This is a genomic window from Duganella sp. AC917 (assembly GCF_979258245.1).
This window is the reverse complement of record NZ_OZ409848.1, coordinates 3,248,465-3,273,482: the sequence shown is the minus strand read 5'-3', so window position 1 is coordinate 3,273,482 and position 25,018 is coordinate 3,248,465. Positions and strand designations below refer to the sequence as shown.

26 protein-coding genes, 1 other RNA gene and 1 riboswitch are annotated in these 25,018 nt (G+C 62.6%); of the genes, 19 read left to right on the top strand and 8 right to left on the bottom strand.

The annotated features are described in order from the left end of the window. Nucleotide 1: 1 nt before the first annotated feature. From tolA to ACZ0BA_RS14175, 5 genes are all read right to left on the bottom strand, one after another. Nucleotides 2-943: a cell envelope integrity protein TolA gene (gene tolA, locus ACZ0BA_RS14195; protein WP_463451889.1), complete on the bottom strand. Its 942-nt coding sequence runs from the start codon at nucleotides 941-943 to the stop codon at nucleotides 2-4. 12 nt (nucleotides 944-955) lie between these two features. Continuing rightward, the gene (locus ACZ0BA_RS14190) at nucleotides 956-1,393 is read right to left on the bottom strand and encodes an ExbD/TolR family protein (RefSeq protein WP_363505325.1); all 438 of its coding nucleotides are present in this window, start codon (nucleotides 1,391-1,393) and stop codon (nucleotides 956-958) included. Between the two features lie 15 nt (nucleotides 1,394-1,408). After that, complete coding sequence (gene tolQ / locus ACZ0BA_RS14185) at nucleotides 1,409-2,101, bottom strand: protein TolQ (RefSeq protein WP_363505322.1); 693 nt, start codon at nucleotides 2,099-2,101, stop codon at nucleotides 1,409-1,411. 15 nt (nucleotides 2,102-2,116) lie between these two features. Continuing rightward, nucleotides 2,117-2,539, bottom strand: a complete 423-nt coding sequence (gene ybgC / locus ACZ0BA_RS14180) for a tol-pal system-associated acyl-CoA thioesterase (protein WP_463454755.1) — start codon at nucleotides 2,537-2,539, stop codon at nucleotides 2,117-2,119. Between the two features lie 232 nt (nucleotides 2,540-2,771). Further along, on the bottom strand, nucleotides 2,772-3,521 hold the full coding sequence (locus ACZ0BA_RS14175; protein WP_463451888.1) for an SDR family oxidoreductase: 750 nt from the start codon (nucleotides 3,519-3,521) through the stop codon (nucleotides 2,772-2,774). A gap of 162 nt (nucleotides 3,522-3,683) precedes the next feature. After that, a riboswitch (ZMP/ZTP riboswitch) is annotated at nucleotides 3,684-3,807 on the top strand. Between the two features lie 99 nt (nucleotides 3,808-3,906). Here ACZ0BA_RS14175 and glyA point away from each other — a divergent pair. From glyA to ACZ0BA_RS14125, 10 genes are all read left to right on the top strand, one after another. Continuing rightward, nucleotides 3,907-5,154: a serine hydroxymethyltransferase gene (glyA, locus tag ACZ0BA_RS14170; protein WP_463451887.1), complete on the top strand. Its 1,248-nt coding sequence runs from the start codon at nucleotides 3,907-3,909 to the stop codon at nucleotides 5,152-5,154. 94 nt (nucleotides 5,155-5,248) lie between these two features. Continuing rightward, nucleotides 5,249-5,719: a transcriptional regulator NrdR gene (gene nrdR / locus ACZ0BA_RS14165; RefSeq protein ID WP_209720521.1), complete on the top strand. Its 471-nt coding sequence runs from the start codon at nucleotides 5,249-5,251 to the stop codon at nucleotides 5,717-5,719. Nucleotides 5,720-5,811: 92 nt separating this feature from the next. Continuing rightward, nucleotides 5,812-6,387, top strand: a complete 576-nt coding sequence (gene pilV / locus ACZ0BA_RS14160; protein ID WP_463451886.1) for a type IV pilus modification protein PilV — start codon at nucleotides 5,812-5,814, stop codon at nucleotides 6,385-6,387. Then, entirely contained in the window at nucleotides 6,384-7,334 is a 951-nt protein-coding gene (locus tag ACZ0BA_RS14155) for a PilW family protein (protein ID WP_463451885.1), read from the top strand. The genes pilV and ACZ0BA_RS14155 overlap by 4 nt, the downstream gene beginning before the upstream one ends. A gap of 1 nt (nucleotide 7,335) precedes the next feature. After that, the gene (locus ACZ0BA_RS14150; protein ID WP_463451884.1) at nucleotides 7,336-7,869 is read left to right on the top strand and encodes a pilus assembly PilX family protein; all 534 of its coding nucleotides are present in this window, start codon (nucleotides 7,336-7,338) and stop codon (nucleotides 7,867-7,869) included. Nucleotides 7,870-7,878: 9 nt separating this feature from the next. Beyond that, nucleotides 7,879-10,023: a pilus assembly protein gene (locus ACZ0BA_RS14145; RefSeq protein ID WP_463451883.1), complete on the top strand. Its 2,145-nt coding sequence runs from the start codon at nucleotides 7,879-7,881 to the stop codon at nucleotides 10,021-10,023. Further along, the gene (locus ACZ0BA_RS14140; RefSeq protein ID WP_463451882.1) at nucleotides 10,020-10,475 is read left to right on the top strand and encodes a type IV pilin protein; all 456 of its coding nucleotides are present in this window, start codon (nucleotides 10,020-10,022) and stop codon (nucleotides 10,473-10,475) included. Before ACZ0BA_RS14145 ends, ACZ0BA_RS14140 begins: the two co-directional genes overlap by 4 nt. Further along, a complete protein-coding gene (locus ACZ0BA_RS14135) occupies nucleotides 10,472-11,035 on the top strand; it encodes a GspH/FimT family pseudopilin (protein ID WP_463451881.1) in 564 nt (187 codons plus the stop codon). The genes ACZ0BA_RS14140 and ACZ0BA_RS14135 overlap by 4 nt, the downstream gene beginning before the upstream one ends. Nucleotides 11,036-11,710: 675 nt before the next feature. After that, the gene (ribD, locus tag ACZ0BA_RS14130; RefSeq protein WP_463451880.1) at nucleotides 11,711-12,808 is read left to right on the top strand and encodes a bifunctional diaminohydroxyphosphoribosylaminopyrimidine deaminase/5-amino-6-(5-phosphoribosylamino)uracil reductase RibD; all 1,098 of its coding nucleotides are present in this window, start codon (nucleotides 11,711-11,713) and stop codon (nucleotides 12,806-12,808) included. A 12-nt stretch (nucleotides 12,809-12,820) separates the two neighbouring features. Continuing rightward, nucleotides 12,821-13,459, top strand: a complete 639-nt coding sequence (locus ACZ0BA_RS14125; RefSeq protein WP_463451879.1) for a riboflavin synthase — start codon at nucleotides 12,821-12,823, stop codon at nucleotides 13,457-13,459. A gap of 17 nt (nucleotides 13,460-13,476) precedes the next feature. Here ACZ0BA_RS14125 and ACZ0BA_RS14120 read toward each other — a convergent pair whose 3' ends face one another. After that, nucleotides 13,477-14,268 (bottom strand): transporter, encoded by a 792-nt coding sequence (locus ACZ0BA_RS14120; RefSeq protein ID WP_463451878.1) that lies wholly within the window; start codon nucleotides 14,266-14,268, stop codon nucleotides 13,477-13,479. Nucleotides 14,269-14,498: 230 nt separating this feature from the next. Between ACZ0BA_RS14120 and ribBA the strand changes: the two genes are divergently transcribed. The 4 genes from ribBA (at nucleotide 14,499) to ACZ0BA_RS14100 (ending at nucleotide 17,494) form a co-directional block, all read left to right on the top strand. Then, nucleotides 14,499-15,608 (top strand): bifunctional 3,4-dihydroxy-2-butanone-4-phosphate synthase/GTP cyclohydrolase II, encoded by a 1,110-nt coding sequence (gene ribBA, locus ACZ0BA_RS14115; protein WP_463451877.1) that lies wholly within the window; start codon nucleotides 14,499-14,501, stop codon nucleotides 15,606-15,608. 25 nt (nucleotides 15,609-15,633) lie between these two features. After that, nucleotides 15,634-16,122 (top strand): 6,7-dimethyl-8-ribityllumazine synthase, encoded by a 489-nt coding sequence (ribH, locus tag ACZ0BA_RS14110; protein WP_363505278.1) that lies wholly within the window; start codon nucleotides 15,634-15,636, stop codon nucleotides 16,120-16,122. A gap of 105 nt (nucleotides 16,123-16,227) precedes the next feature. Then, complete coding sequence (gene nusB / locus ACZ0BA_RS14105; protein ID WP_090327247.1) at nucleotides 16,228-16,698, top strand: transcription antitermination factor NusB; 471 nt, start codon at nucleotides 16,228-16,230, stop codon at nucleotides 16,696-16,698. Nucleotides 16,699-16,987: 289 nt separating this feature from the next. Continuing rightward, nucleotides 16,988-17,494, top strand: coding sequence for a hypothetical protein (locus ACZ0BA_RS14100; RefSeq protein ID WP_463451876.1), 507 nt, complete (start codon nucleotides 16,988-16,990; stop codon nucleotides 17,492-17,494). A gap of 71 nt (nucleotides 17,495-17,565) precedes the next feature. Here ACZ0BA_RS14100 and ACZ0BA_RS14095 read toward each other — a convergent pair whose 3' ends face one another. Beyond that, nucleotides 17,566-18,498, bottom strand: a complete 933-nt coding sequence (locus ACZ0BA_RS14095; RefSeq protein ID WP_463451875.1) for a transglycosylase SLT domain-containing protein — start codon at nucleotides 18,496-18,498, stop codon at nucleotides 17,566-17,568. Nucleotides 18,499-18,981: 483 nt separating this feature from the next. Here ACZ0BA_RS14095 and ubiD point away from each other — a divergent pair, with 483 nt between their 5' ends. Together ubiD and ffs are read left to right on the top strand one after the other, a co-directional pair. After that, nucleotides 18,982-20,466: a 4-hydroxy-3-polyprenylbenzoate decarboxylase gene (gene ubiD / locus ACZ0BA_RS14090; RefSeq protein WP_463451874.1), complete on the top strand. Its 1,485-nt coding sequence runs from the start codon at nucleotides 18,982-18,984 to the stop codon at nucleotides 20,464-20,466. 15 nt (nucleotides 20,467-20,481) lie between these two features. Then, an RNA gene (gene ffs / locus ACZ0BA_RS14085) (signal recognition particle sRNA small type) lies at nucleotides 20,482-20,580 on the top strand. Between the two features lie 74 nt (nucleotides 20,581-20,654). Here ffs and ACZ0BA_RS14080 read toward each other — a convergent pair. Beyond that, nucleotides 20,655-21,311 (bottom strand): hypothetical protein, encoded by a 657-nt coding sequence (locus tag ACZ0BA_RS14080; RefSeq protein WP_463451873.1) that lies wholly within the window; start codon nucleotides 21,309-21,311, stop codon nucleotides 20,655-20,657. 137 nt (nucleotides 21,312-21,448) lie between these two features. On the opposite strand from ACZ0BA_RS14080, the gene dnaX reads away from it, so the two are divergent. Genes dnaX through recR form a run of 3 tightly spaced genes read left to right on the top strand, consistent with a single transcriptional unit; the run spans nucleotide 21,449 to nucleotide 24,992 of the window. Continuing rightward, a complete protein-coding gene (gene dnaX, locus ACZ0BA_RS14075) occupies nucleotides 21,449-24,004 on the top strand; it encodes a DNA polymerase III subunit gamma/tau (protein ID WP_463451872.1) in 2,556 nt (851 codons plus the stop codon). A 49-nt stretch (nucleotides 24,005-24,053) separates the two neighbouring features. Further along, nucleotides 24,054-24,380, top strand: coding sequence for a YbaB/EbfC family nucleoid-associated protein (locus ACZ0BA_RS14070; protein ID WP_209719930.1), 327 nt, complete (start codon nucleotides 24,054-24,056; stop codon nucleotides 24,378-24,380). Between the two features lie 21 nt (nucleotides 24,381-24,401). After that, nucleotides 24,402-24,992 carry a recombination mediator RecR gene (gene recR / locus ACZ0BA_RS14065; protein ID WP_463451871.1) on the top strand — a complete coding sequence of 197 codons (591 nt, stop codon included), beginning with the start codon at nucleotides 24,402-24,404 and terminating at the stop codon, nucleotides 24,990-24,992. Nucleotides 24,993-25,018: the final 26 nt, after the last annotated feature.

Below are 25,018 nucleotides of genomic sequence, written 5' to 3'. Positions count from 1 at the left end.
ATCAATGCATTTCCTTCAGGTTGAAGACGGCTGTAAGTTCGCGTTCTACCGTACCATCTTTCTTCTTTGGCAGTGGTGACGACTTGTCAATCGCGTTCTCGATCGCTTGGTCGTAGGCCGGCGAACCGCTGCCTTTGATCTTGCGTTTGTTGATGATTTCACCGGATGGCAACTGGGTGATCAGGTAAGTGGCTGTCAGGCTGTCGTCTTCGCCGCCGTAAGCCAGATTGCTCTTGATCTTTGCGCGGACGGCCGCCGAATAACCGCCGTCGACCTTGCCGCCGGTCGATTGCGCGGCCGTGCCGGTCGAGCCCTTGGCCGCCGAGCCCGTGATGCGGCTCATTTCCGCCGCGAACGCCTTGTCCTTGGCGGCCTTCTCGGCTTTTTCCTTGGCCAGTTTCTCTGCGGCTGCCTTTTTCTTGTCTTTTTCTTTTTCGGCCAGTTCCTTCTTGTCCTTCTCGGCCTGTTCTTTTTCTTCCTTCAGCTTTTGCTCGGCGAGTTTCTTGTCAGCCAGCTTCTTTGCTTCCAGCTTGGCTTGCTTCTCTTCGGCTTCCTGCTTGAGCTTGGCTTCCTTGGCCTCGGCCAGCTTCTTCTCTTCGAGTTTTTTCTTGGCCTTCAGGCGCTCGAGGGCGATGTCCGGTTCCTTCGGCGCGGGCGGCGCCTCGACCGGCGGCGGCGGCGGGGTTTTCACCACGGGCGTCGGCTCGGGTTCCGGCTCCGGTTCCGGCGCCGGCTCGGGAGTAGGGGCGGGCGGCGCGGCGTCCTGCACCTTCATGTCCCAGATTTCGGCCTGCACTTCGGTCGGTTCGTTGTTCTGCCAGCTGACGCCGACCCACAGGAACAGCAGCAGCACCGCGTGCATCGCCACGGCCAGCACTGCGGAGCGCCAGCCTTCGTTATGTCGCGGAACCTTGTACGGACCGCCTGCGGTTGCGGGTTTCATCGTCTGCACTAGTTATTTGGTGGACAAGCCGACCCGGTTGATGCCCATCTTCTTGGCTTCCGAGATCAGCTGGATCACGTCGTCGTATTTGCTTTCCTTGTCGCCGGCGATCAAGACCGGATAGTCCGGATGATCGGCGTGCAGCGCGCGCAGTTTCTTGACCAGCGCGTCGCGGTTGGGCGCCGTCTCTGGCGCGTCCTCGCCTTTGCCCTTGACGCCGATCGACAGCGCGCCGTTTGGCTTGATGACGATCTGCACGTAATCGCTTGGCGGCTTGGTCGATTTTTCAGCGTTCGGCAAGTCGACGATGCTCGGATCGGTGGCCGACGGCATGACCATGAAGATGATCAGCAGGACCAGCATGACGTCGATGTACGGCACGACGTTGATCTCGGACTTGAACTTGCGGCCGCGACCGCCGCGCATGCTGCTGGAGAAAGAGGAAGCCATGGTCTCTCTGCCTTATTAACGCGATTGACGTTGCAGGATGTTGGAGAACTCTTCGACGAAACTCTCGAAGCGGATCGCCAGACGATCGATGTCGTGCGAGAAGCGGTTGTAGGCGACGACCGCCGGGATCGCCGCGAACAGGCCGATGGCGGTGGCGATCAGCGCTTCGGCGATGCCGGGCGCGACGGCGGCCAGGGTTGCCTGCTGCACGTTGGCCAGGCCGCGGAAGGCGTTCATGATGCCCCAGACCGTGCCCAGCAGACCGATGTACGGCGACACCGAACCGACCGAGGCCAGGAAGGCCAGGTGCGATTCGAGCACGTCCATCTCGCGCTGGAAGGCGGCGCGCATGGCGCGGCGGGCGCCGTCCAGGATGGCGCCGTGGTCGATGGTTTCGCGGCTGGCGGCGTAGGCGGCCTTGCTTTTGATGAATTCACCCATGCCGGCTTCGAAGATGCGCGCCAGCGGGCCGCTGGTGGCGCGGTCCTTGCCGGCGTTCTGGTGCAGCGCGTGCAGGTTGCCGCCGGCCCAGAAGGTTTTTTCGAAGTCGATGGTCAGGCGGCGCGCCGAACGCACCGCGAACAATTTACTGAAGATGTACGTCCAGCTGGTCAGGGAAATGATGAACAACAACGCCATGATCAGCTGCACGATCAGGTGCGCGTTGGTGATAAGGGACAGGAAAGAGAGGTCTTGGGTGACGTTCATTGTTTATCAGTCTGATCAGTCTGTTTTGGTGATGTTGGTGGTGCTGCGCATTTTGTCCGCAACCGCTGGCGGCACCGCGCGGGGGCGCAGCGTCGAATCGACGCAGCCGACCTTGACCCGCGCCGTGTTCAGCAGTTGCTCGCCGCGCCATGCCTCCTGGATAAAGGAGATCGAGGCGCGTCCTAATTTTTCGATACTAAGTGTCAATTTTATTACGTCGTCAAGCTTCGCAGGCGCATGATACTCCGCGCTGACGCTTTTGACGACGAACATAGCGTCGTGTTCCTGCAATAAAGCGTGCTGGCCCACATTGATCTGCCGCAGCCATTCGGTGCGGGCGCGTTCGAAGAACTTCAGATAGTTCGCGTAATAGACGATACCGCCGGCGTCGGTGTCTTCGTAGTAGACCCGGACGTTCCAGATGAACTCTGCTGGCATGTTGTTATGATTGCAAGTGGGATTGAGCAACATTCTACGCGATTTTGTTATTTTGGTTGAAGGTTCGACGGCCAAAGCCGCTTCCATCCCGGCGCTTGTGCGGGATTTCAACTGTGGGCGCAAAGATTGCACTAGCGATAGTTAAGCGGTTTAAGAGCAACTTGCCAAGGATTGTAACAACCGCTTACGAATTGTCGGGGAGGCGCCGCCGCGCTCCCCTGGATGCTGCGGCTTATGCGTTGCGCTTGATCGCCAGCGGGCCGTAACCCTGGCAGGTCGGCATCATCTCGATGCGGTTGATGTTGATGTGCGGCGGCAAGGTGGCGATCCAGAAGGCGGTATTGGCGATGTCCTCGGCCGTCAGCGGGACGGTGCCTTCGTACACTTTGGCGGCGGCCTCGTCGTTGCCCTTCATGCGCACATTCGAGAACTCGGTGCCGCCGCACAGTCCGGGCGCCAGGTTGGTGGCGCGCACGCCGGTGCCGATCAGGTCGGCGCGCAGATTCAGCGTGAACTGCTCGACAAACGCCTTGGTGGCGCCGTACACGTTGCCGCCCGGGTAGGGCGTGGCGCCGGCCACGGAGCCGAGGTTGATGACGGTGCCGCTGCCGCGCTTGACCATGTCCGGCAGGATGGCGCGCGTCATGGCGACCAGGCCGCTGCAGTTGGTGGCGATCATGGTGTCCCAGTCGTCCAGCGACGATTCGTGGGCCGGGGTGACGCCCAGCGCCAGGCCGGCGTTATTGATCAGCACGTCGATCTGCTTCCATTCGGCCGGCAAGCCGTCCAGCGCGGTCTTGATCGAGGCTTTGTCGGTGACGTCCAGCACCACCGGCAGCACGGCGTCGCCCAGTTCGGCCGCCAAGGTCTGCAGGCGGTCCTCGCGGCGTCCGCTGATCAGCACTTTGTGGCCGTTTTGAACGAAAGTGCGGGCCATGGCGGCGCCGAAGCCGGCCGTGGCGCCGGTGATGAAGACGATCATGTTTTATCCTTGTCGGTGAGGGAAGTGGGCGTAAAGTCTGGACAAAATTGTAGCCGAAATGGCGCTATCGCTCGCGGTGCTCGTAAAAACGCACAATCTTGCCATTTGGGCAAGTCATTTCCTTGCTCAAATCTGGCGCATAAATTACAATCCGGGTTCCATTACGTCTCACGTAACTGGCGAAAAGCTGCGGTCAGCCCCAAAATGGTGCGTTGATTCGTCGGCGAAAGGTGGGCATCCACCGGGAAACGTGAGATTTCATTAGCCGTTCGCCTGGGCAGCCCATCGATGGAAAGCACGAAAGAGGCTGCCTGTCCGCTATCGGCGTCCCTCATTCGATCCAGCCTGCCAAGTCATACAGTTACTCATTCGATTGGAGTTTTTCATGTTCGCAAAAGATCACACCCTCGCCAGCGTTGACCCGGAATTGTTCGGCGCCATCCAGAAAGAGAACACCCGCCAGCACGACCACATCGAGCTGATCGCGTCGGAGAACTACACGTCGCCAGCCGTAATGGAAGCGCAAGGCTCGCAGCTGACCAATAAATACGCCGAAGGCTATCCAGGCAAGCGCTACTACGGTGGCTGCGAATACGTCGATGTCGTCGAACAACTGGCGATCGACCGCGTCAAGCAACTGTTCGGCGCGGAAGCGGCCAACGTGCAGCCGAACTCCGGTTCGCAAGCCAACCAGGGCGTGTTCTTTGCCGTTCTGAAACCGGGCGACACCATCATGGGCATGTCGCTGGCCGAAGGCGGCCACCTGACCCACGGCATGCCGCTGAATATGTCCGGCAAATGGTTCAACGTCGTTTCCTACGGCCTGACCCCGGAAGAGGACATCGACTACGCCGCCATGGAAGCGCTGGCCAAGGAACACAAGCCTAAGCTGATCATCGCCGGCGCGTCGGCGTTCTCCAAAAAGATCGACTTCGAGCGTTTCGCCGCCGTGGCCAAGGCTGTTGGCGCCTACTTCATGGTCGACATGGCGCACTACGCCGGTCTGATCGCCGCCGGCCTGTACCCGAACCCGGTGCCGCACGCCGACTTCGTCACCTCGACCACGCACAAGTCGCTGCGCGGCCCGCGCGGCGGCATCATCCTGATGAAGGCCGAGCACGAGAAAATCATCAACTCGGCGATCTTCCCGGGCATCCAGGGCGGCCCGCTGATGCATGTGATCGCCGGCAAGGCAGTCGCCTTTAAAGAAGCGCTGACGCCCGAGTTCAAGGCTTACCAGCAACAAGTCGTCATCAACGCCGACGTGCTGGCCAAGACCCTGATCAAGCGCGGCCTGCGCATCGTGTCCGGCGGCACCGAGTCGCACGTGATGCTGGTGGACCTGCGTCCGAAGAACCTGACCGGCAAGGAAGCCGAAACGATCCTGGGTACGGCGCACATCACCACCAACAAGAACGGCATCCCGAACGATCCGCAGAAGCCATTCGTGACTTCCGGCATCCGTCTGGGCAGCCCGGCGATGACCACGCGCGGTTTCAAGGAAGCGGAAGCGGAAGAAGTCGGCAACCTGATCGCCGACGTGCTGGACAATCCGCACGACGCGGCCACCATCGAGCGCGTCAAAGCGGCGGTGAAGGTGCTGGCGGATAAATATCCTGTCTACGCCAAGTAATTCGCTGTAAAAGTAGTCAACAGGTAGTAAAGCGGGGTGCCGGCGTGGCTGGCATCCCGTTCAGTAGTTCAATGTAAGTTTGCCCATGGCTCATATGAAATGTCCGTTCTGCCAGCATGACGATACCCAGGTTCTCGATACGCGTGTATCCGAGGAAGGGGATTCCATCCGCCGGCGCCGGCGTTGCGGCAAATGCGATAAACGATTTACCACGTATGAGCGCATCGAGCTGGTCATGCCGTATGTGGTCAAGAAGAACGGCAGCCGCACCGAATATTCGGCCGCCAAGTTGCGCGGCAGCCTGACGCTGGCTCTGCGCAAGCGCCCGGTCGCGGCGCCCGCCGTTGACGCGGCCGTATTGTCGATCGAAGAAAAATTGCTCACCAGCGGCAAGCGCGAAGTCGATACCGGCTACATCGGCGAGCTGGTGATGCAGGAGTTGCAGCGTCTGGACAAGATCGCGTACATCCGCTTCGCCTCGGTCTATAAAAACTTCGAAGACCTGGCCGAGTTCCAGGACGCCATCGCCGAAGTCGGACAGGACCGCAAGCCACGCAAAAGCTAGCATCCTGCTAGCGCACCTTTGATCCACCTCATACCTCGGCCATTGGCCGCTGCTACCGTCTAGCATAGTCCTGCTGACTTGCGGAGGTGTGCATGCCCACGGCCCGTGCTGTTGCCGGCTTTACCCTGGTTGAAGTGATGATCGCCGTGCTCGTGCTGGCACTGGGCATCGTCGGCGGCGTTTCGATGCAACTGGCGGCACTGCGCGCCCGGCATCAATCCACCTTGCTGGCGCAGGCTTCGTGGCTGGCCGTCGGCATGGCCGAACGCATGCGCGCCAATCCCGAACAAATGCGCCTGGCCGATGGCGCCAACCCCTACCTCACTCTCGATTACGACGTGCTCGCCGAGCCCGACCCGCCGGCGCCGGCCGCGCTGTGCTATGGCGGCGCCTGCGATGGCGCGCAGTTGGCCGCGTTCGATCTTTATGAAATCAAGGCGCTGATGCGCGAGAACCTGCCGGCGGGCCGCGCGGTGATGTGTCGCGACGCAGGCTTGTGGTCGGGCGGTAGATTGCGCTGGACGTGCAGCGGTGGCGCCGGTGCGCCGTTGGTGATCAAGGTAGGCTGGCGCGGCAAGAATCCGGACGGCACGCCGCGCAAGGACGAGGCCGGCGAGTACGTGCCCGGCGTGGCGCTGCCGCTATTAATGGCTGCGGGGGCGCCATGAGGCGGGCGCGCCAGCGGGGCTGGACCATCATCGAACTGGTCATCGCCACCGGCCTGGGCTTGGTGTTGACGTTGCTGGCCAGTGGATTGTTGCTGGCCACCAGTGGCAGCTATCGCAGTCACAGCGAAAACACGTGGATCAGCGATAGTGGCCGCTACGCGCTGGAGATTATTTCGCAGGCGATACGGCAGGGCGCTTACGTCAACTGGGACAGCAAGGAGGCGCCGGCCGAACTGGCCGCGCACGAGCCCGCAGCCATCGCCGGGCTCGACGCGAGCAGCATCAGCAAGGCCAGCGACGGTATCGACGGCGTGGCGCCGGATGTGGCCAATGGCAGCGATGTGCTCGCTGTGCGCTTCTCGGGATATGGCGCCGGCGCGAACGGCGACGGCTCCGCCCTCAACTGCGCCGGCTTCGGCGTCGGCGCGCCATCGGTCGTGATCGAGCGCGGCTGGAGCATTTTCTATGTCGGCGCCGATGCCGGTGGCGAGCCGGAATTGCGCTGCAAGTATCGCAGTGCGGCGGGCTGGGGCGCGGACGCCATCGTGCGCGGCGTCGATTCCTTCCAGGTGCTGTACGGCCTCGATAGCGATGATCCGGCCGATGGCGTTCCCAACACTTTCGTCAACGCCACCGCCATCAACGACATGGACGCGGCGTTGGCGCTGGTCGGCGCCACGCCGGACGAACTGCGGCGCGATTTGCATCGCAAGACCTACTGGAAGCGCGTCTGCAGCGTGAAAGTCGCGCTGCTTTTGCACGGCGAGAACAACACGCGGGCCGACACGGTGGCGCGCCGGTTCGATCTGTTCGGACCGGCTTATTCCGACGGCCATGGTGGCGACTTGGGTGTGCGGATCGAGGAGGATACATTTCCGGCGTCGCAACGCTGGCGGGCGCGGCGGCTATTCGGCATGACGGTCGCGCTGCGGAACCGGAGTAGTTGAGATGGCGCGCCGTCCACGTGGCTGCAACGGCATGCGGCGGCAGCGCGGGGTAGCGTTGCTGGTGTGCCTGCTCATGCTGATCCTGGTGATGCTGTTGGGCGTGTCGGCCGCGCAGCTGAGTTTGCAGGGCGAGAAGGCCGCGCGTGGCGAGCGTGATCGGGAGGTGGCGTTTCAGGCAGCGGAGGATGCGTTGGCGGATGCGGAACGCGACATTCAGGCGGGCGGCGGCGAAGTCGTCAGTCCAGCCTGCGGCGAGGCGCCGGTGTGGCAACGGGTCGATTTGTCCGGTGCCGTCGACGGCGCCTGCACCGTCGCGTACGGCGCGGCGACCGGAGCGGTGATGCAGACCGGGCAAGGCTTTCTGCCGTTTAAGAAGCCGCGCTACCTGATCGAACGGGCCGAATGCCATCACCCGGGAGAGGATGCGTCGGCCGCCGCCACGCCCAGCTATTGTTATCGGGTCACGGTGATCGGCTTCGGCGCAAAACCGGCGACCGAAGTGGTGTTGCAAAGCGTGTTCAGCAAACCGGAGTAGGGAGGACGTATGTTGGCGATTGGTCGGCACTGGTTCGCGGGTATCGCCCACCGGATGGCGGTGCTGGCCGTCATGATGGCTTCCTGCGCGCACGCCGCGCCGCCGGTGCTCGACATGGCCAGCGAGCCGTTGACGGCGGCGTGTCGCGTCGCCGTGCCGGCGCCCGGTGCTGGCGAGTTGGACGGCGCCTCCTTGCTGCGCGTGGCGTCGCCACCTGAAAGTGCCAGCGCAGGCGATCTGTTTCAGGCGACCATGAATATGGCCGACTGGGGCGGACATTTTTCCCGCTACGTGGTGCCGCCCGTTGGTGCGGGAGTTTCATCCACGTCAACGGAAATGTGGGACGCTGGCAGGCTGCTGACAGGCGACGGTGCGCGTGCGCCATCGCCGGCGCCGGCCGCACGCAAGATCTTCACGGCCATTGTGCAGCCGGATGGCGCGCTGGAGATGATTCCTTTCGATTGGAGCGCCCTGTCGGCCGCGCAACAGGAGCAGCTGAACCAGACGCCGCCGCCTGCCACCGGCAGCGACACGTTAGGAGCGCAACGCCTGGCTTTCTTGCGCGGCGACCGGTCGCAGGAAGGCACGCTGTTCCGCAAGCGCAGCAGTGTGCTGGGCGATTCGGTCAACAGCACGCCGGTGTATGCAGGCGCGGCTTCGGGCATGCGGCCCAATGTCGTCTATGTCGGCGCCAACGATGGCATGCTGCACGCCTTCGACGCCGCCGACGGCAACGAACTCTTCGCCTATGTGCCGAACGCGTTGATCGCCACGTTGAATCGCCTGACCAGCGCCGACTATGTCCACCGCGCTTATGTCGACGGACCAGCCAGCGTCGGTGAGGCGATGGTCTTCGGCGCCAGCAAGACAGTCCTTGTCTCCGGCATGGGCGGCGGCGCGCAAGGCGTTTTCGCGCTGGACGTCAGCGATCCGGCGCGGTTCGCGGAAGGTGGCGGCGGCGTGCTGTGGGAATTCACCGACCGCGACGACCCGATGATGGGCAATGTCACCACGCGTCCCCAGATCGCGAAATTACGGACGCGCACAGTCGCAGGCGTGCCGATCTACAAGCATTTCGCGGTTGTCGCGAGCGGGTTGAACAATTACGCACCAGACGGCCATGCAAGTCCGAACGGCAAGGGCGCCTTGTTTCTGCTGGCCCTGGACAAGCCACATGGCGCGGCCTGGCGGCTGAACGTCAACTATTATCGGTTGATCACGCCGTTGGCCGATTCCGCCTTGGCCAATGCACTCAGCGCGCCGGTGCTGGTGGCCGACCGCACTGGCGCGTTGAGCTACGGCTATGCCGGCGATTTGCAGGGAAACTTGTGGCGTTTCGATTTCCGCAGCGGGGCGCCGTGGGCCGGCGCTGTTGGCCCCGGCGCCGGCGGCGCACCGCTGTTTGTCGCGCGTGACGACAGTGGTAAGCGCCAGCCGATCGCGCAGCAGCCGTTGCTGGCGTACGCCGACGGCGGCGGTTATCTTGTGTTGTTCGGGACCGGCAAGTTGATCGAAAAGGCCGACCGCACATCGGCCAGTTTCGCGCCGCAGTCATATTACGCGATCCGCGACAGTCTGCGTGAGCCCGCCGAGGTTGTGACCAGCCGCAGCCAGTTGACGCAGCGGGTGCTAAGTGGCGACACCGGCGCGCCGCCGTTCAGCATACGCGGCGCCGACATGGCATTTGACAGCATGGGCTGGTACGTCGATTTCCTGCAATCGGAGACGACTGGCGAGCGCAGCATCGATAGCGGTGTGTTGGCCGGCGGCCAAGTGTTTTTGAATACACTGCTACCGGGTAGTGGTTCCTGTGGCAAAGCCCGCAGCCGCACGTATGCGCTCAATGCGCTGACCGGGCTGATCAATAAGGATAGCGTGGCTCCCAAACCCCCGGCGCCGACCTCCGCCGAGCAGCCGATTGTCGGGCAGGCATCGGATGATTACAGGTCGACGCCGTCGCTGCTGTCGGTGACGTCCAGCAGAACGCCGCCCGATCCAACCGGCCGCATGCACGTGCTTAAAGAACTAGCCGTTGCCAACGTCACCCCGCACGGCAGCGTTGTCGTCGGCCGCATCAAGGTGCCACTGCGCGCCGGCCGCCTGAGCTGGCGCGAGGTCGGCAACTGGCGTCAACTGCACGAGGCCGTCAAATGAACCGCCGCGTTCGCACTGGTTTCAGCATGATCGAAATGCTGATCGTGATGGTGATCCTGGCCGTCCTGGCTGCCGCCGCCATGCCCGCTTGGCAGCAGCATGTGATCAGCACCCGCCGCAACGAGGCGCAGGCGATGCTGCTGAAATTGATGCTGCAGCAGGAGCGTTACTTCACGGAGCATGGCACGTATATCGCGTTTTCTTCGACGTCGACAGATTTCGAGGAGCGCCAGTTTCGATGGTGGAGCGGCAGCCGCGCGCTGGACAGCGGCTACGAGATCGAAGGCAAGGCTTGTAACGACCAGCCGATCGAACAATGCGTGCAATTGATCGCGACCGCCGGTACCGCCGTGGTGGACGACAATTATCGCGACGACGAATGCCGCGAAATGAAACTCACCAGCATCGGCGAGAGACTGTCGACCGGCACGCGCGCGGAGTGCTGGCGATGAGCGGGGTGGTCATGGAGCATCACGCCGGCGTGTCGCTGGTGGAATTGCTGGTGGTGCTGGTGCTGGCCGGCATACTGCTCGGCGCCGCCGCGCCCGCCTACCACGACGTGATGCGGCGGCAGCAGTTGCGGGTGGCGGTCAACGACCTGGTGGCGGCCATCGACCTGACCCGCTCGCATGCGATCGCGCGCGGCGGCCCGGTCATGCTCGGGCCGCTGGAAGCGAGCGGCACCGATTGGGCCAAGGGCTGGGTGGTGTTCGTCGATGACAACGGCAACCGCCGGCCGGACGTTGGCGAACAGCGCCTGTTTCAGCACGGGCCCCTGCCGAAAGGCATGACCGTTGTCTCCGCCTTTTCGTCGGGCGGCGCACCGCTTTATCTCGCCTACAACGGTGCTGGACGCAGTTGCACCGCAAGCAACAGCCTGTCAGCGCGATGGGGTACGATCTCGCTGGCACGTGGCGACGATGCACGCAACATCAAAATCAACATGCTGGGCCGGCTGCGCGTATGCGATCCGGCTAGCGATTTCACCGATTGCGCCGGAGCGGGGAAATAAGTAACCAAACCCGTGAGTATCATGATTAGCAATGGTCGCTACGCCTATCGGGTGGCGGGCGGCGAAAAGCGCGGCATGAAGCGGCAACTTCTATGATTCTTCAGGCGGCAACTGCATCGTCCTCAGTTATTTCTACTTGGTAAGTCCATCTTTCATGATCCTCCGGAGACTATGATTTTCAAGTGCGAGACTCTATCGATCGCATTCAGCATCTCGACGACAGTCCCTATGTTCGCGTCGCCTCCCATCTTATCGACGTAGATGCGCCGGATTAAGAAATCCTCTGCTTTCGGAATGCGTCCTTGCTTTTCCCATTTTGCGACCGCTTGCTCAGAGCAGCCGCGGAGTTTGCCAAGTGAACGTTGAGACAGCTCCATAGCGCTCCGTATGTATCGGAATTCTGTGCTGTTCAGCTTTCCAGGCTTCCTTACAAGGGCATCACAGATCGTTTTGTAAGGTGTTGCTAGTCCGCCTTAGTTACACCTCCCAATATCCATTTGCATATAATGTGCCAAGACGCAGTTTTGGCTTGAGCCATAGTGTCCTCGCGCGTTGGCACCTTGTTCCCGCGCGGGACTGCACGCAACACTAATATCGACATGCTTGGCTGGCTGCCCACATGCAACCCGGCCATCGACCGCGACAATTGCGGAGACGCCAGCCATTAAGGACAAAGTGAACATTAGCAACGATCTCGAAGGCATGACCCTCGCTCTGGAATGGGCCGCGAAGGGGCTGTACACGACCTCGCCCAATCCGCACATCGGTTGCGTGATCGTGCGCGACGGGCAGGTGATCGGCGCCGGGGTGACGCAACAAGCCGGCGGCGACCATGCGGAAATCCAGGCGCTCAAGGATGCGCAGGCGCGCGGCCACGACGTGCGCGGCGCCACCGCTTACGTTACCCTGGAGCCGTGCAACCACTTCGGCCGCACGCCGCCATGTTCCGACGCGCTGGTGCGTGCCGGTCTCGGCCGCGTTGTCGCGGCGATGGAGGACCCGAATCCGCTGGTGGCCGGGCAGGGGCTGGCCAAGCTGCGCGCGGCCGGCATCGAGACCCGCACCGGTCTGCTGGCCGAGCAAGCGTACGAACTGAATATCGGCTTTTTCTCGCGCATGACGCGCGGCTTGCCGTGGGTGCGCATGAAGAGCGCGGCCAGCCTGGACGGGATGACGGCGCTGCACAACGGTGTGAGCCAGTGGATCACCGGGCCGGAGGCGCGCGCCGACGGTCATGCCTGGCGCGCGCGCGCCTGCGCTATTCTGACCGGCATCGGCACCGTCAAGGCCGACGATCCGCAACTGTCCGTGCGGGCGGTCGAAACGCCTCGCCAGCCGCGCCGCATCGTTGTCGACAGCAAGCTCGACATTAGCCTGTCCGCCAAGATACTGGAGGGCGGCGGCACCTGGATCGTGGCGGCGGTCGCCAATCCGGAGAAGGAGGCGGCGTTGCGCGCCGCCGGCGCCGACATCATCATGCTACCCAACGCCGCCGGCAAGGTGGATCTGCCTGAACTGATGCGCGAGCTGGGCCGTCGGCAAATCAATGAGTTGCACGTCGAGGCCGGCGGCAAGCTCAACGGTTCGCTGATACGCGAGGGCTGCGTCGACGAACTGCTGCTGTATCTGGCGCCGAGCCTGATCGGCGACGCGCAGGGCATGTTCGCGCTGCCGGCGCTGACCGACTTGTCGCTGCAGCAGCGCCTGAAATTTCACGAGGTTAAGCAGATCGGCGAAGATTTGCGTATCCTTGCACGATTCACCCATCTTTAAGATTGCACTCACATGTTTACTGGAATCGTCGCCGCTGTTGGCAAAATTGAATCGGTCAAACCTTTGGAAGGCGGCTCGTACGCGGGCGTACGCCTGAACGTCAATGCGGGCGGCTTGCCGTTGGCCGATGTCGCGCTGGGCGACTCGATCGCCCTCAACGGCGCCTGCATGACCGTCGTGGACAAGGACGACACCAACTTCAGCGTCGATGTCTCGCGCGAGAGCCTTAATTGCACCGTCGGCCTCGACACGCTGACCGAAGTGAATCTGGAAAAAGCCGTGACCCTGAACGAGCGCCTCGGCGGCCATCTGGTGACTGGCCACGTCGATGGCCTCGGCGTGGTGCGCAAGTTCGAGGCGGTGGGCGAGTCGTGGGAGCTGGTTGTCGAAGCCCCGCACCATCTGGCCAAGTTCCTGGCCTTCAAGGGTTCGATCGTGGTCAACGGCGTGTCGTTGACCGTCAACCGCGTCACCGACATCGGTACCGGCGCCGATCTGGTCTGCCAGTTCTCGATCAACCTGATTCCACACACCATCGCCGTGACGACCCTGAAGCACCTGAGCGTCGGCAAACAGGTCAACCTGGAGATCGACCTGATCGCCCGCTATGTCGAGCGCATGGTGTCGGTGGGCGCGGCGACCATGCCGTAAGTCCTGCCTTCAGGCAGCTACCAGAGTTTTGCCAACGGCAGCACGATGCCGCTGAACAGCGACCAGTCCGGGGAGGCTGACGTGAGCCCCCTGGCGACGCCCCAATCGATGGTGAGGCGCTTGGTCGGGCTGTAGGTGGCGGCAAGCAAGAGTTGAGCGGTATTCGGCTGGCCGCTGCGGTGGGTGCCGGACACCTCCGTCGTTGCGCCCCATTTTTCCGAGACTGGCGCGGAGAATGAGGCCGACCAGCCTTTCTGAATCCGTCCGCTGCCTGGCTCGTAAGCTCCCAGGCGCGTCGCGTTCAGATTGGCATCCATGTGGACGCTGCCCAGGTCCTGGCTGTAGATGCCGTTGAGGATGTAATCGCTGCGGCCGCTGCCGATGCTGTCTTTGGCGGTCGGCAATTTCACGCCCAGTTCCAGGCCGAAGGCGGTGCTGTCGTCGACCAGGAAAGCCCGCTTGAGTTCCAGGGTCGTATCGCCAATGCCGCGCTGGCGCGGGTCGCCGTCGCTGCGTGAGGAGACGTAGGCTTCGCCGCCGAGCACCACGCCCCATTGTTCGTTGAATCCCAGCTTTAAGGTGTACGGCAAACTCCCGCGCCGCTCGTCGTCCGATTTTGTGCTCAGGCCGCCAAGTTCGAATTCCAGCTGGCCCGGCGCAGGCAATTGCGCGGGACTCGATACCGATGGCCGATACGGCGTGATGGGCGGACCGTCTTGCGCATGGAGCGGGACGGCGAGGGCGCCCAAGCCGCCCAGGGCAAGCCCAAATAGCAGTTTCAGCGCCCGCGCCGGATTTCGTTGCATCATTTGGCCCATCCCAAGTCTCCAGATTGTCGTTTTGGTTCGACTGCGATTGTACCCGCCAGGTTCCCCGCCAAGCGGGCCGCGTGCCTTACCAGTAGGTAATGTTTGCAATATGCAAAGCTCCAGGAGCGCAAACGCCGTCTTTTGCCGGATAAAAGCGGCTGTTTACGGTGGGGAAGTCGTAAATCCTTTAAAATAGCGGCCTGTTCTCGCATAGTTCCCAAGGATTAAAAATGTCAATTTCCAGCACCGAAGAAATCGTCGCCGAATTGCGCGCTGGCCGCATGGTGATCCTGGTCGATGAAGAAGACCGGGAAAACGAAGGTGACCTGGTGCTCGCGGCGGATTTCGTCACGCCGGAAGCCATCAATTTCATGGTCAAGCACGCGCGCGGCCTGGTCTGCCTGACGCTGACCGAGGAGCGCTGCGACCAGTTGCACCTGTCGATGATGTCGACCCGTAACGGCACCGCCTTCGGCACCAATTTCACCGTCTCGATCGAAGCGGCCGAAGGCGTGACCACCGGTATCTCGGCCGCCGACCGCGCCAAGACCATCCAGGTGGCCGTTGCCAAGGATACGCAGCCGACCGACATCGTCCAGCCGGGCCACATCTTCCCGCTGAAGGCGCAAAAGGGCGGCGTCCTGATGCGCGCCGGCCATACCGAAGCCGGCTGCGACCTGACCGCGATGGCGGGCCTGACGCCTGCCTCGGTGATCTGCGAGATCATGAAGGACGACGGCACCATGGCGCGCCTGCCGGACCTGCTGGAATTTGCCAAGGAACACAATCTGAAGATCGGCACCATTGCCGACCTGATCCACTATCGCAGCCGCAACGAGTCGCTGGTTGAGGAGATCGGCGAGCGCCAGCTGAAGACGGCGCAGGGCGAGTTCCGCATGATCGCCTACCGCGACAAGCCGAGCGGCTCGGCCCACCTGGCGCTGATCCACGGCCAGATTGAAAAGAACAAGGAAACCCTGGTGCGCGTGCACCAGCCGGTATCGATCCTCGACATCCTCGAATCCGAGGCGACCACCCACTCGTGGAACCTGTCGTCGTCGCTGGCGGCGGTCAAGGCCGCCGACAGCGGCGTGATCGTGCTGCTCAACTGCGAGGAGACGGCCGAACAGTTCTTCTCGCAATTCCAGGCGCTCGACAAGCCGGAGACGAAACCGAAGGGCCGCGCGGCCAGCATGGACCTGCGCAGCTACGGTATTGGCGCGCAAATCTTGAAGGAAGTCGGCGTCTGCAAGATGCAGCTGCTGGCCAGCCCGCGCAAGATGCCGTCGATGACAGGCTTCGATCTGGAAGTGACCGGCTACCTGGCCAAACCGAACTAACAACACACATATAAAGAGGTCCATCATGACGGTAGGAAGCTACGAAACCAATTTGTCCGGCGACGGTTTGCGCGTCGGCATCGTTCAGGCGCGTTTTAACGAGGACGTCTGCCACGGCTTGCTGTCGGCGTGTCTGGCTGAACTGAAACACCTGGGCGTTGCCGACGAGGACGTGCTGCACGTGGCCGTTCCCGGCGCGCTGGAAGTGCCGCTGGTACTGCAGAAGATGGCCGAATCGCAGCAGTTCGACGCGCTGATCGCGCTGGGCGCTGTCATTCGCGGCGAGACGTACCACTTCGAGCTGGTGTCGAACGAATCGGGCGCGGGCATCACCCGTATCGGCCTCGACTATGGTATTCCGATCGCCAACGCGATTCTGACCACCGAAAACGACGAGCAAGCGGAAGCGCGCATGGCCGTCAAAGGCGCCGACGCCGCCCGCGTGGCGGTCGAGATGGCCAACCTGACCATCGCGCTTGAAGAGCTGAGCCAGGACCAGGGCGACGACGAGTAATATCGGTAAGACGGCCCGATGTGCCGGTATGCGCCGGCACATCAGGCCGGGTTTTCAGCAGTGTAGTGAGTAATTAAAAGTACGTAATTAGAAACGGGTACAACCATGACAGATAAAATTTTGCACGCCAACCCCAGCAAGAGTCGCACGCCGCGTCACCGCGCACGCGAGTTCGCGTTGCAGGGTTTATATCAGTGGCTGCTGAACAATGAAGACGCCGCCACCGTGGTGAACAACATCCGTGGCGCGCACGGCTTCGACAAGGCCGACGGCGACCATTTCACCGTGCTGCTGTACGGCGCGATCAAGGATTCGGTGGCGTTGCGGGAGACGTTCGCGCCGCTGGTCGACCGTGGCATCTCCGAATTGTCCCCGATCGAGCACGCGGTCCTGCTGATCGGCGCGTTCGAATTGAAGAACAACCTGGAAATCCCTTACCGCGTCGTTATCAATGAAGCGGTGGAATTGACCAAGTCGTTTGGCGGTATCGACGGCCACAAATATGTCAATGGCGTGCTGGACAAGCTGGCCGCGCGCCTGCGTCCGGACGAAGTAGCTGCCGACAAGAAGCGCTAAGCCGTTTCCGGTATCGCCAAAAGCCACCCAAGGTATCTTGCGGTGGCTTTTTTTATATCGTTGTTGACCTGGCTCAACCTCCAACGCAGAATTGGTTGGTATTTGGCTAATTCTGAGGCGCATTATCGAACTCTATTCCGCACAAGGCCCCCAGGCGTGGCGACGACGCGGCTGGCTGGCGCTGATCGGCGCTGCACACCTGCTGGGCTTTGTCGCATGGCAGACGCCTGAGCGGCCTCTGGCGGCGTCCATAACGCCCCCATCCGCTATCACATACATCCTCGCGCCGATGAAACGGCTTCAGCCGGTTGCGCCGACACCGCCCAAGGCGGCCGCACGTCCGCTATCCAGGCCTTCCGCCATCAGGCTGGACACGCCGGCGCCGGTTGTGGCGGCGCCAGTTGCTCCTGCGCAGCCGCAAGCGATCACCCAGCCCGCGCCAGCGCCGGACCCGTTTGCCGAGCAGCCCGCCAAGCCAACCGAGGACTTGCGGCAGCGCTTGCTGAAAAGCGCCGCCCTGGCCGACAAACAGTTGCGCAAGGAAGCATGGAATCCGCGCGACAAGAAGATCGCCAATGATACGACTGTGTTGGCTGCAAAGATAGGCGGCGCCTACGTGGGTAACGACAGTGGCACGACCATGGAGGAGGTGAGCACGCCGGACGGCAGGTTGATGACCAAGGTGCGCACGCCCGGCGGCGGCACTTACTGCGCGTACAAGGAATCCAATGCACTCACCGGCGGCAGGGATCCCTTCCGCGACGGCATCAAGACCAAGGTCACCAGCTGTCCGTGAGCGATCGACAATGCAAAAGGCCGTTCAGTCTGCACTGAACGGCCTTTTTTTCGACGCCCTCTCTATATATATTAGAGGCCGGCGATTTGCGTTTCCTGGTTCGCGCTCGCGGTTGCCGCGATCGGCGCGGTTTGCTGCTGAGGCTGCTGCTGCGGTTGTGGCTTGGCCGCCGCCAGCATTGGCGTGATCGTCGGCACTTTCTTGCCTGCCGAAACCTGCTTCAGACGATTGTATTCAGCTAACACTTTCGAGCCGTAGCCGTCGTCATGTTCGAATGCTGCCGCGCCGACGTAGATTTTCAGCCCGGCTTCCACCGAACCGCCGCGCTGGACGTAATCCTTCAGGATCAGCGAGCCGACGCGAATGTTGGCGACCGGATTGAGCGCCGCTTGCAGGCCGCCCATTTCCTGGAACTTGTCGTGGTGGATCTTCGACATGACCTGCATCAGGCCTTGCGCGCCGACCGGGCTTTCCGCGAACGGATTGAGGCCGGATTCGATGGCCATCACAGCCAGGATCAACAGCGGATCAAGTTTGATTTCGCGGGCAGTCAGGTAGGCGGTGGAAACCAGCATGTTGGCGGCGTCGCCAGCCACGCGGTAGCGCTTGGACAGCCACGACGTCACCCATTGTTGCTGCTTCTGGGTACCCATCAGGGCTTTTTCGTCGGCGCTCAGCGGGGCTTCCTTGGCGTTGGCCATGGTGCCTGCGGGCGCTGCGGCGGAAGTTTGCATCAGAGCCGACAGCGGCGGCGCCACAACGGCGGCGACGGCTGGGACTTCTGGCGCCGGGTTCAGGCTGTCGCTCAAGGCTTTGGCCAGATCCGGACGAACAAAAAATACTGCCATGACAACTAAAGCGGTCACACCAAGAATGGTCAAAGTGTGCTGGGCGGTGGTCAACACACCCTTTGCCGATACGCGAGCCGTCAAAAACGACGTCGCTGGCTGGCCGGCCAGGTAAGTGCGGGCAGCAGCCGACGCACTAGTAAAGCGATTAATCATAGAGTTCCCCTGAAATGCCGTAAAAGCGGGTCCCTGCCAGCGTTGAACGCAGCTAACGGGGTGCTAATGCCATGCATCAGAAATATCATCGTCCGTCGCCGCTATGGGTGCGCGCGTTGGACGCCGTCATTGCTTGCCTGAGCTGATCTTTCCCAGTGGTATTCGATCAGTCGCAATACAACTTCTTTCGGGGGTAAGGCAGACGCCTTTTGAAAACACTCCTTAAAATGTCATGTGGAGCCCCGACTCCGTGAATGAATGAGCAACATCAACATGTGCTTCCATGTGGTCCTGAGACCGTGTCCTCTTCAAGTAGGGCAAATTGTAGAAGCCGTTTTATATCAAGTCAATACTAACGCAATTGAAAGCTATTACTTTTAAATCTTACTTTTTTGCTTGCGTTGACGGGAAAACCAATAAAATCAACTACTTGACCTGTATTTTTAAACAGTACGCTTCACTGCAAGAAAAAATTAAAAAACGATGAAATATTCAGATTTGCGAGATTTTATTTCTCAACTGCAACGAATGGACGAACTTAGGCCTATTTTATTGCCCGTTTCGCCGCATTTAGAGATGACCGAGGTATCCGACCGCACATTGCGGGCCGGCGGACCGGCATTGCTGTTCAAAAATCCGACCGGCCACACGATCCCGGTGCTGACCAATCTGTTCGGTACGCCGCGCAGGGTCGCGCTTGGCATGGGCGCCGAAGACGTCGGCGAGCTGCGCAAGATCGGCCACGTGCTGGCGCGCTTGAAGGAGCCGGAACCGCCGAAGGATTTCAAGGACTTGCTGGGCCTGGGCTCGCTGGTCAAGGCGGTCTGGGACATGGCGCCGAAGGAATTGCGCGGCGCGCCGTGCCACGACATCGTGTGGGAGGGCGCCGATGTCGACCTGGCAAAACTGCCGATTCAGCATTGCTGGCCGGGCGATATCGCGCCGCTGATCACCTGGGGCCTCGTCATCACCAAGGGACCTAATAAGAAGCGCCAGAACCTGGGCATCTACCGCCAGCAGGTGCTGGGTCCTAACAAGGTCATCATGCGCTGGCTGGCGCATCGCGGCGGCGCGCTCGATTTCCGCGAGCACGCCATACAGAACAAGGGCAAGCCTTATCCGATCTGCGTCGCGCTGGGCGCCGATCCCGCTACTATATTAGGCGCGGTCACGCCGGTACCCGACAGCTTGTCGGAATACCAGTTCGCCGGCCTGCTGCGCGGCAGCCGTACCGAGCTGGTCAAAGCCATAGGCAGCGAGCTGCGGGTGCCGGCGTCGGCCGAGATCGTGCTCGAAGGTCATATCTATCCCGACGAGAACCACCCGTCCGGCTACGAGCACGCGCTGGAGGGGCCGTATGGCGACCACACCGGCTACTATAATGAGCAGGATTCCTTCCCGGTGTTCACGATCGACCGCATCACGATGCGCCGCGATCCGATCTACCACTCTACTTATACAGGCAAGCCGCCGGACGAGCCGGCCGTGCTGGGCTTGGCGCTGAACGAGGTGTTCATTCCGCTGCTGCAAAAGCAGTTCACCGAGATCACCGATTTCTATTTGCCGCCCGAAGGTTGCAGCTACCGCATGGCGGTGGTGCAGATCAAGAAGCAGTACGCCGGCCATGCCAAACGCGTGATGTTCGGCGTGTGGAGCTTCCTGCGCCAGTTCATGTATACCAAGTTCATCGTGGTAGTGGACGAGGATGTGAACGTGCGCGACTGGAAAGAGGTGATTTGGGCGATCACCACCCGCGTCGATCCGACCCGCGACACCACCCTGGTCGACAACACGCCGATCGATTACCTGGACTTCGCCTCGCCGGTCAGTGGCCTGGGCAGCAAGATGGGCATCGACGCGACCAATAAGTGGCCCGGTGAAACCACCCGCGAGTGGGGCACGACGATCACCATGACACCCGAGGTGAAAACGCGTGTGGATCAGATTTGGCAGGAGTTGGGCCTGTAGGGTATAATTGACCCCGGCGGGCCCCTGCGCATTGTGGCATGGCTAACCTGGTCAGGTCGGGAACGAAGCAGCCACGGCTATTAACCATAAGTGCCGCAGATCAGGCTCGCCTCCTTCGGGAATCCTTCGGGAATATTAAAAAGCTGCCATCAGGCAGCTTTTTTTATGTCCGCAACGCTGGCGCCGACTTACTCGCCGCGCAGTTCCGCCTCGAACGGACGTGCCGACGCCACAATTGTCGGGTTAGCCTTCATCAAGTCCGATTCCGGTTTCAGCGCGATCTCGTGCTTGGCGTTGGTGTTGTACACCTTGGTGCCGACCGTCAGCTGCGCCGGCTTGTCGAACTTGAACAGCACCACATCCACGCTTGGGGCGAACAGGCTCATCGCGCCGGCCATCTTCTTGATCGCCTTGTTCATTTGGCCGACGCTGCCCATCACGGTCGCGTACGACCATTGCAGGCCTTCCGGCAGCGGCGTCACGGCTTCGTAATTGACGGCCGTCTTGTCTTCCTTCGGCAGGCTGGTCATGATCTTGACCTCGTCCCTCATCCATTTTGGATTGGGCGCGCCGATCGCCAGCCGGAAGTCCGGCGTCAGCGCGGGCAGCGGCGTGCGTTCGTTGCCATCGACGACGGTCAGTATAACGTCGGACGGTTTGTAGGCTTTGTTGACCGGTTGTACCTTCAGGAACAGGTTCACGCGGTCGCGCTCGGCGACCGGCAGCGCGTAGAATCGGTCCAGGCGCAAGCCCTCGACCAGTTTTTTATAGGGCGTCCACTCACGCTCGGCGGCGTGCAGGTTCAGGGACAACATCAGCAGGGAGAGCAGGGCGATTTTTTTCATTTTTCACGGATCGAAGCAAAAACAAATTGTAGGGCAGAATTCTTGCCGTACCTATTATCCCGCCGAGTTGTTACAATTGCCGCTTTGGCGTGCCCAACGCAGCCCCTTTGCTCTTGCTATCTACGGTAAAATCCAGCATGTCCTATCAAGTCCTCGCCCGTAAATACCGTCCCAAGAACTTCGAAACGCTCGTCGGCCAGGAGCACGTCGTGCGCGCGCTCACGCATGCGCTGCACAGCGGACGGCTGCACCATGCCTATTTGTTCACCGGCACGCGGGGCGTCGGCAAGACCACTTTGTCGCGCATCCTGGCCAAGTCGCTCAATTGCATCGGTCCGGACGGCAACGGCGGCATCACGCCGACCCCGTGCGGCGTGTGCGAGGCGTGCACCGCGATCGACGCCGGCAGGTTTGTCGATTACATCGAGATGGACGCGGCGTCGAACCGGGGCGTGGACGAAATGGCGCAGCTGCTGGAGCAGGCGGTGTACGCACCGAGCAATGCGCGCTTCAAGGTCTATATGATCGATGAGGTGCACATGCTGACCAACCACGCCTTCAACTCGATGCTGAAGACGCTGGAGGAGCCGCCCGAGCACGTCAAGTTCATCCTGGCGACGACCGATCCGCAAAAGATTCCCGTGACGGTGCTGTCGCGCTGTCTGCAATTTAACTTGAAGCAGATGCCGCCGGGCCACATCATCGGCCATCTGGAAAATATCCTGGGGCAGGAGGGCATTGCCTTCGAGCAGCCGGCCTTGCGTCTGCTGGCCGCCGGCGCCCATGGTTCGATGCGCGACGCGCTGTCGCTGACCGACCAGGCCATCGCTTACGCCGCCGGCGAGGTGACGCTCGACGCGGTGCAGGGCATGCTTGGCGCGCTGGACCAGTCTTATCTGATCCGCCTGCTCGACGCGCTGGCCGCGCAGGATGGCGCCGACCTGTTGGCCGTGGCCGACGAGATGGCTACGCGCAGCCTTTCCTATAACGGCGCGCTGCAGGATCTGGGCACGTTGTTGCACCGGATCGCGCTGGCGCAGACGGTGCCGGCCGCGTTGCCGGAGGATTTGCCCGAGTACGCCGATGTGGTGCGCCTGGCCGCCGCGTTCGACGCCGAAGAAGTGCAACTGTATTACCAGATCGCCGTGCATGGCCGCAATGAACTGGGCCTGGCGCCGGACGAGTACGCCGGCTTCTCGATGACCTTGCTGCGCATGCTGGCCTTTCGCCCCGGCGTAGGCGGGGCCGATGGACAACCGGCGGGGGCGCCGGCGATGTCGCGACCGGCAGCCGTGGCTGCCGCGCGCGCCGCCGCCGCGCCGCCAGCGCGCGCGGCTTCGCATGTGCAGGCCAATCATGCCAGCATGACGCCGCCTGCGGTGGTGGCCGGCGCCGCCGCCGCGATGGCGCGCGGCGAGATGCAACCGCCCGCGTCTGCTTTTGCGTCGGCGCCTGCTTCCGCACCTGCGCCTGCGCCGGCTATGGCTGCCGCACCTGCCGCGCCGGCGATGGCCGCCGTCAGCGTCGCGCCGACCCCGGCGGTGGCGCCACCGGCGCCTATGCCTGCACCGGCGCCAGTCGCCGCGCCGGCGCCGCAGGCCGCAGCGCCAGCCGCACCCTCGGGACCGGTCAGCCCCGCGCGCGCCGCCCTGAACGCAGCACTGGAAGCGGCCCGCGCCGGTTCCAAGCCTGGAGCGCGCGCCTACGGTGGCGGACCCGCCGCGTCGGCGCCAGCGCCAGCCGCTGCCGAGCCGTCCGCAGCACCTCCGCCGCCACAGGCGCCGAGCGCCGCCCATACGCCGCCTGGAGCCTCCGCAAATTTTAATGCCGCGCAGGCCGCCGCACCGTCGCGTCCTGCGCCATGGGAAGATTTGCCGCCGACCGCCGCCTCCGGTGGCGACGCCGCCGTACTGGAAGCGCCCGTGCGCCAGGCCGTGCAGCCGGTGCAGCAGCCGGCCCCTGCCGCCGCGCCGCAATACGCCGCCCCCGCCGCGCAGCCTGCCCAACAGCAAGCCGACGACGAAGACGATTTGCCGCCATGGGTCACCGAATTTTCCGACGACAGCGCGATAGCGCAATCGTCCCCGGCGCCGCAAGGCTACGCGCCGGCCGCGCCGGGCCAGTCTTACGCCCCGGCGCATAGCCCTTCACCTGCGCCAACGGCCCCAGCGGCCAGCGCCAGCGCCGGCGACGGCGTGCAGGCCTTCGTGGCGCCGGCCCGCGCCGCGCCGGCCCCGGCCAAGGCGCCTTACGCCTATGTGATCACCCCGGTGCCCGAGTTGGGCTGGGATGGCAACTGGCCTGCCGTGGCCGCCGCGCTGCCGTTGCGCGGCGTGGCCCAGCAACTGGCCATGCAGGCCGAGCTGATCGAGTGCGGTTTCGACGGCAACGCCGTTGTCTTCAAGGTCCGGGTGCCGATTGAAACCTGGCGCACGCAGGGCAACGTGGAAAAGCTGACCGTGGCGCTGACCGAGCGCTTCGGCCGCGCCGTGCGCGTCGACACCGAACTGGGCGCCGTCTGGTACACCGCCAGCGCCGAGGCGCAGGCGCACCGCGCGGCCTGCCAGCGCGCCGCCGAAGAGACCATCGCCAACGATCCCTTTGTGAACAGCATGATCCGCGAATTCGATGCCTGGGTAGTACCGGGCTCGATCGTGCCGCCGGCGGCCGCCCTGGCCGCCGCACCGAGTTGATCACAACGTCAATCACATCCTTACCATTTAAAACACGGAGAACTCCATCATGATGAAGAACCAACTGGCAGGCTTGATGAAGCAAGCGCAAGCAATGCAGGACAACATGAAGAAGGCGCAGGAAGCGCTGGCCCTGATCGAAGTCGAAGGCCAGTCCGGCGCCGGCCTGGTCAAGGTCGTCATGAGCTGCAAGAACGACGTCAAGCGCGTGTCGATCGATCCGTCGCTGTTGGCCGACGACAAGGACATGCTCGAAGACCTGGTCGCCGCAGCCTTCAACGACGCCGTGCGCAAGGCCGAGGCCACCTCCGCCGAGAAAATGGGCGGCTTGACCTCCGGCATGAATCTGCCGGCCGGTTTCAAGATGCCGTTCTAAGCAAGGGCGCGGTCCGGGCATATGTCCAAATCGCTGGAATTTCTGACGGAAGCGTTGCGCCGTCTGCCTGGCGTCGGCCCCAAGTCGGCGCAACGGATGGCGTTTCACTTGCTGCAGCATGACCGCGAAGGCGCGGACATGCTGTCGCGCGCGTTGCATCAGGCCGTCAGCGCCGTGCATCACTGTGCGCTGTGCAATACCTTTACCGAAGAAGACGTCTGCGACATGTGCACCGACGAGCAGCGCGACCGACGTTTGCTATGCGTGGTGGAGACGCCTGCCGATCAATTGATGATCGAGCAGACGCTGACCTACAAGGGCCTGTACTTTGTGCTGATGGGGCGGCTCTCGCCGCTTGACGGCATCGGCCCGAAAGATATTCACCTGGAAAAGCTGGTGGCGCGCGCCGCCGACGGCCTGGTCGCTGAAGTGGTGCTGGCCACCAATTTCACCAACGAGGGCGAGGCCACCGCGCACTACATCAGCGAGCTGCTGAAGGCGCGCGGGCTCAACGTCAGCCGCCTGGCGCGCGGCGTGCCGGTCGGCGGCGAGCTCGAATACGTCGACGCCGGCACCATCGCCCGCGCGATGCTGGACCGCAGGTCGACATGACCGATCCCAAATCTTCCGGCCCCGTT

Bases quoted from the DNA above. Each gene is read 5' to 3' on its own strand.
- tolA (WP_463451889.1), bottom strand. From the start codon at position 943: ATGAAACCCGCAACCGCAGGCGGTCCGTACAAGGTTCCGCGACATAAC.
- ACZ0BA_RS14190 (WP_363505325.1), bottom strand. From the start codon at position 1,393: ATGGCTTCCTCTTTCTCCAGCAGCATGCGCGGCGGTCGCGGCCGCAAG.
- tolQ (WP_363505322.1), bottom strand. From the start codon at position 2,101: ATGAACGTCACCCAAGACCTCTCTTTCCTGTCCCTTATCACCAACGCG.
- ybgC (WP_463454755.1), bottom strand. From the start codon at position 2,539: ATGCCAGCAGAGTTCATCTGGAACGTCCGGGTCTACTACGAAGACACC.
- ACZ0BA_RS14175 (WP_463451888.1), bottom strand. From the start codon at position 3,521: ATGATCGTCTTCATCACCGGCGCCACGGCCGGCTTCGGCGCCGCCATG.
- glyA (WP_463451887.1), top strand. From the start codon at position 3,907: ATGTTCGCAAAAGATCACACCCTCGCCAGCGTTGACCCGGAATTGTTC.
- nrdR (WP_209720521.1), top strand. From the start codon at position 5,249: ATGAAATGTCCGTTCTGCCAGCATGACGATACCCAGGTTCTCGATACG.
- pilV (WP_463451886.1), top strand. From the start codon at position 5,812: ATGCCCACGGCCCGTGCTGTTGCCGGCTTTACCCTGGTTGAAGTGATG.
- ACZ0BA_RS14155 (WP_463451885.1), top strand. From the start codon at position 6,384: ATGAGGCGGGCGCGCCAGCGGGGCTGGACCATCATCGAACTGGTCATC.
- ACZ0BA_RS14150 (WP_463451884.1), top strand. From the start codon at position 7,336: ATGGCGCGCCGTCCACGTGGCTGCAACGGCATGCGGCGGCAGCGCGGG.
- ACZ0BA_RS14145 (WP_463451883.1), top strand. From the start codon at position 7,879: ATGTTGGCGATTGGTCGGCACTGGTTCGCGGGTATCGCCCACCGGATG.
- ACZ0BA_RS14140 (WP_463451882.1), top strand. From the start codon at position 10,020: ATGAACCGCCGCGTTCGCACTGGTTTCAGCATGATCGAAATGCTGATC.
- ACZ0BA_RS14135 (WP_463451881.1), top strand. From the start codon at position 10,472: ATGAGCGGGGTGGTCATGGAGCATCACGCCGGCGTGTCGCTGGTGGAA.
- ACZ0BA_RS14125 (WP_463451879.1), top strand. From the start codon at position 12,821: ATGTTTACTGGAATCGTCGCCGCTGTTGGCAAAATTGAATCGGTCAAA.
- ACZ0BA_RS14120 (WP_463451878.1), bottom strand. From the start codon at position 14,268: ATGATGCAACGAAATCCGGCGCGGGCGCTGAAACTGCTATTTGGGCTT.
- ribBA (WP_463451877.1), top strand. From the start codon at position 14,499: ATGTCAATTTCCAGCACCGAAGAAATCGTCGCCGAATTGCGCGCTGGC.
- ribH (WP_363505278.1), top strand. From the start codon at position 15,634: ATGACGGTAGGAAGCTACGAAACCAATTTGTCCGGCGACGGTTTGCGC.
- nusB (WP_090327247.1), top strand. From the start codon at position 16,228: ATGACAGATAAAATTTTGCACGCCAACCCCAGCAAGAGTCGCACGCCG.
- ACZ0BA_RS14100 (WP_463451876.1), top strand. From the start codon at position 16,988: ATGAAACGGCTTCAGCCGGTTGCGCCGACACCGCCCAAGGCGGCCGCA.
- ACZ0BA_RS14095 (WP_463451875.1), bottom strand. From the start codon at position 18,498: ATGATTAATCGCTTTACTAGTGCGTCGGCTGCTGCCCGCACTTACCTG.
- ubiD (WP_463451874.1), top strand. From the start codon at position 18,982: ATGAAATATTCAGATTTGCGAGATTTTATTTCTCAACTGCAACGAATG.
- ACZ0BA_RS14080 (WP_463451873.1), bottom strand. From the start codon at position 21,311: ATGAAAAAAATCGCCCTGCTCTCCCTGCTGATGTTGTCCCTGAACCTG.
- dnaX (WP_463451872.1), top strand. From the start codon at position 21,449: ATGTCCTATCAAGTCCTCGCCCGTAAATACCGTCCCAAGAACTTCGAA.
- ACZ0BA_RS14070 (WP_209719930.1), top strand. From the start codon at position 24,054: ATGATGAAGAACCAACTGGCAGGCTTGATGAAGCAAGCGCAAGCAATG.
- recR (WP_463451871.1), top strand. From the start codon at position 24,402: ATGTCCAAATCGCTGGAATTTCTGACGGAAGCGTTGCGCCGTCTGCCT.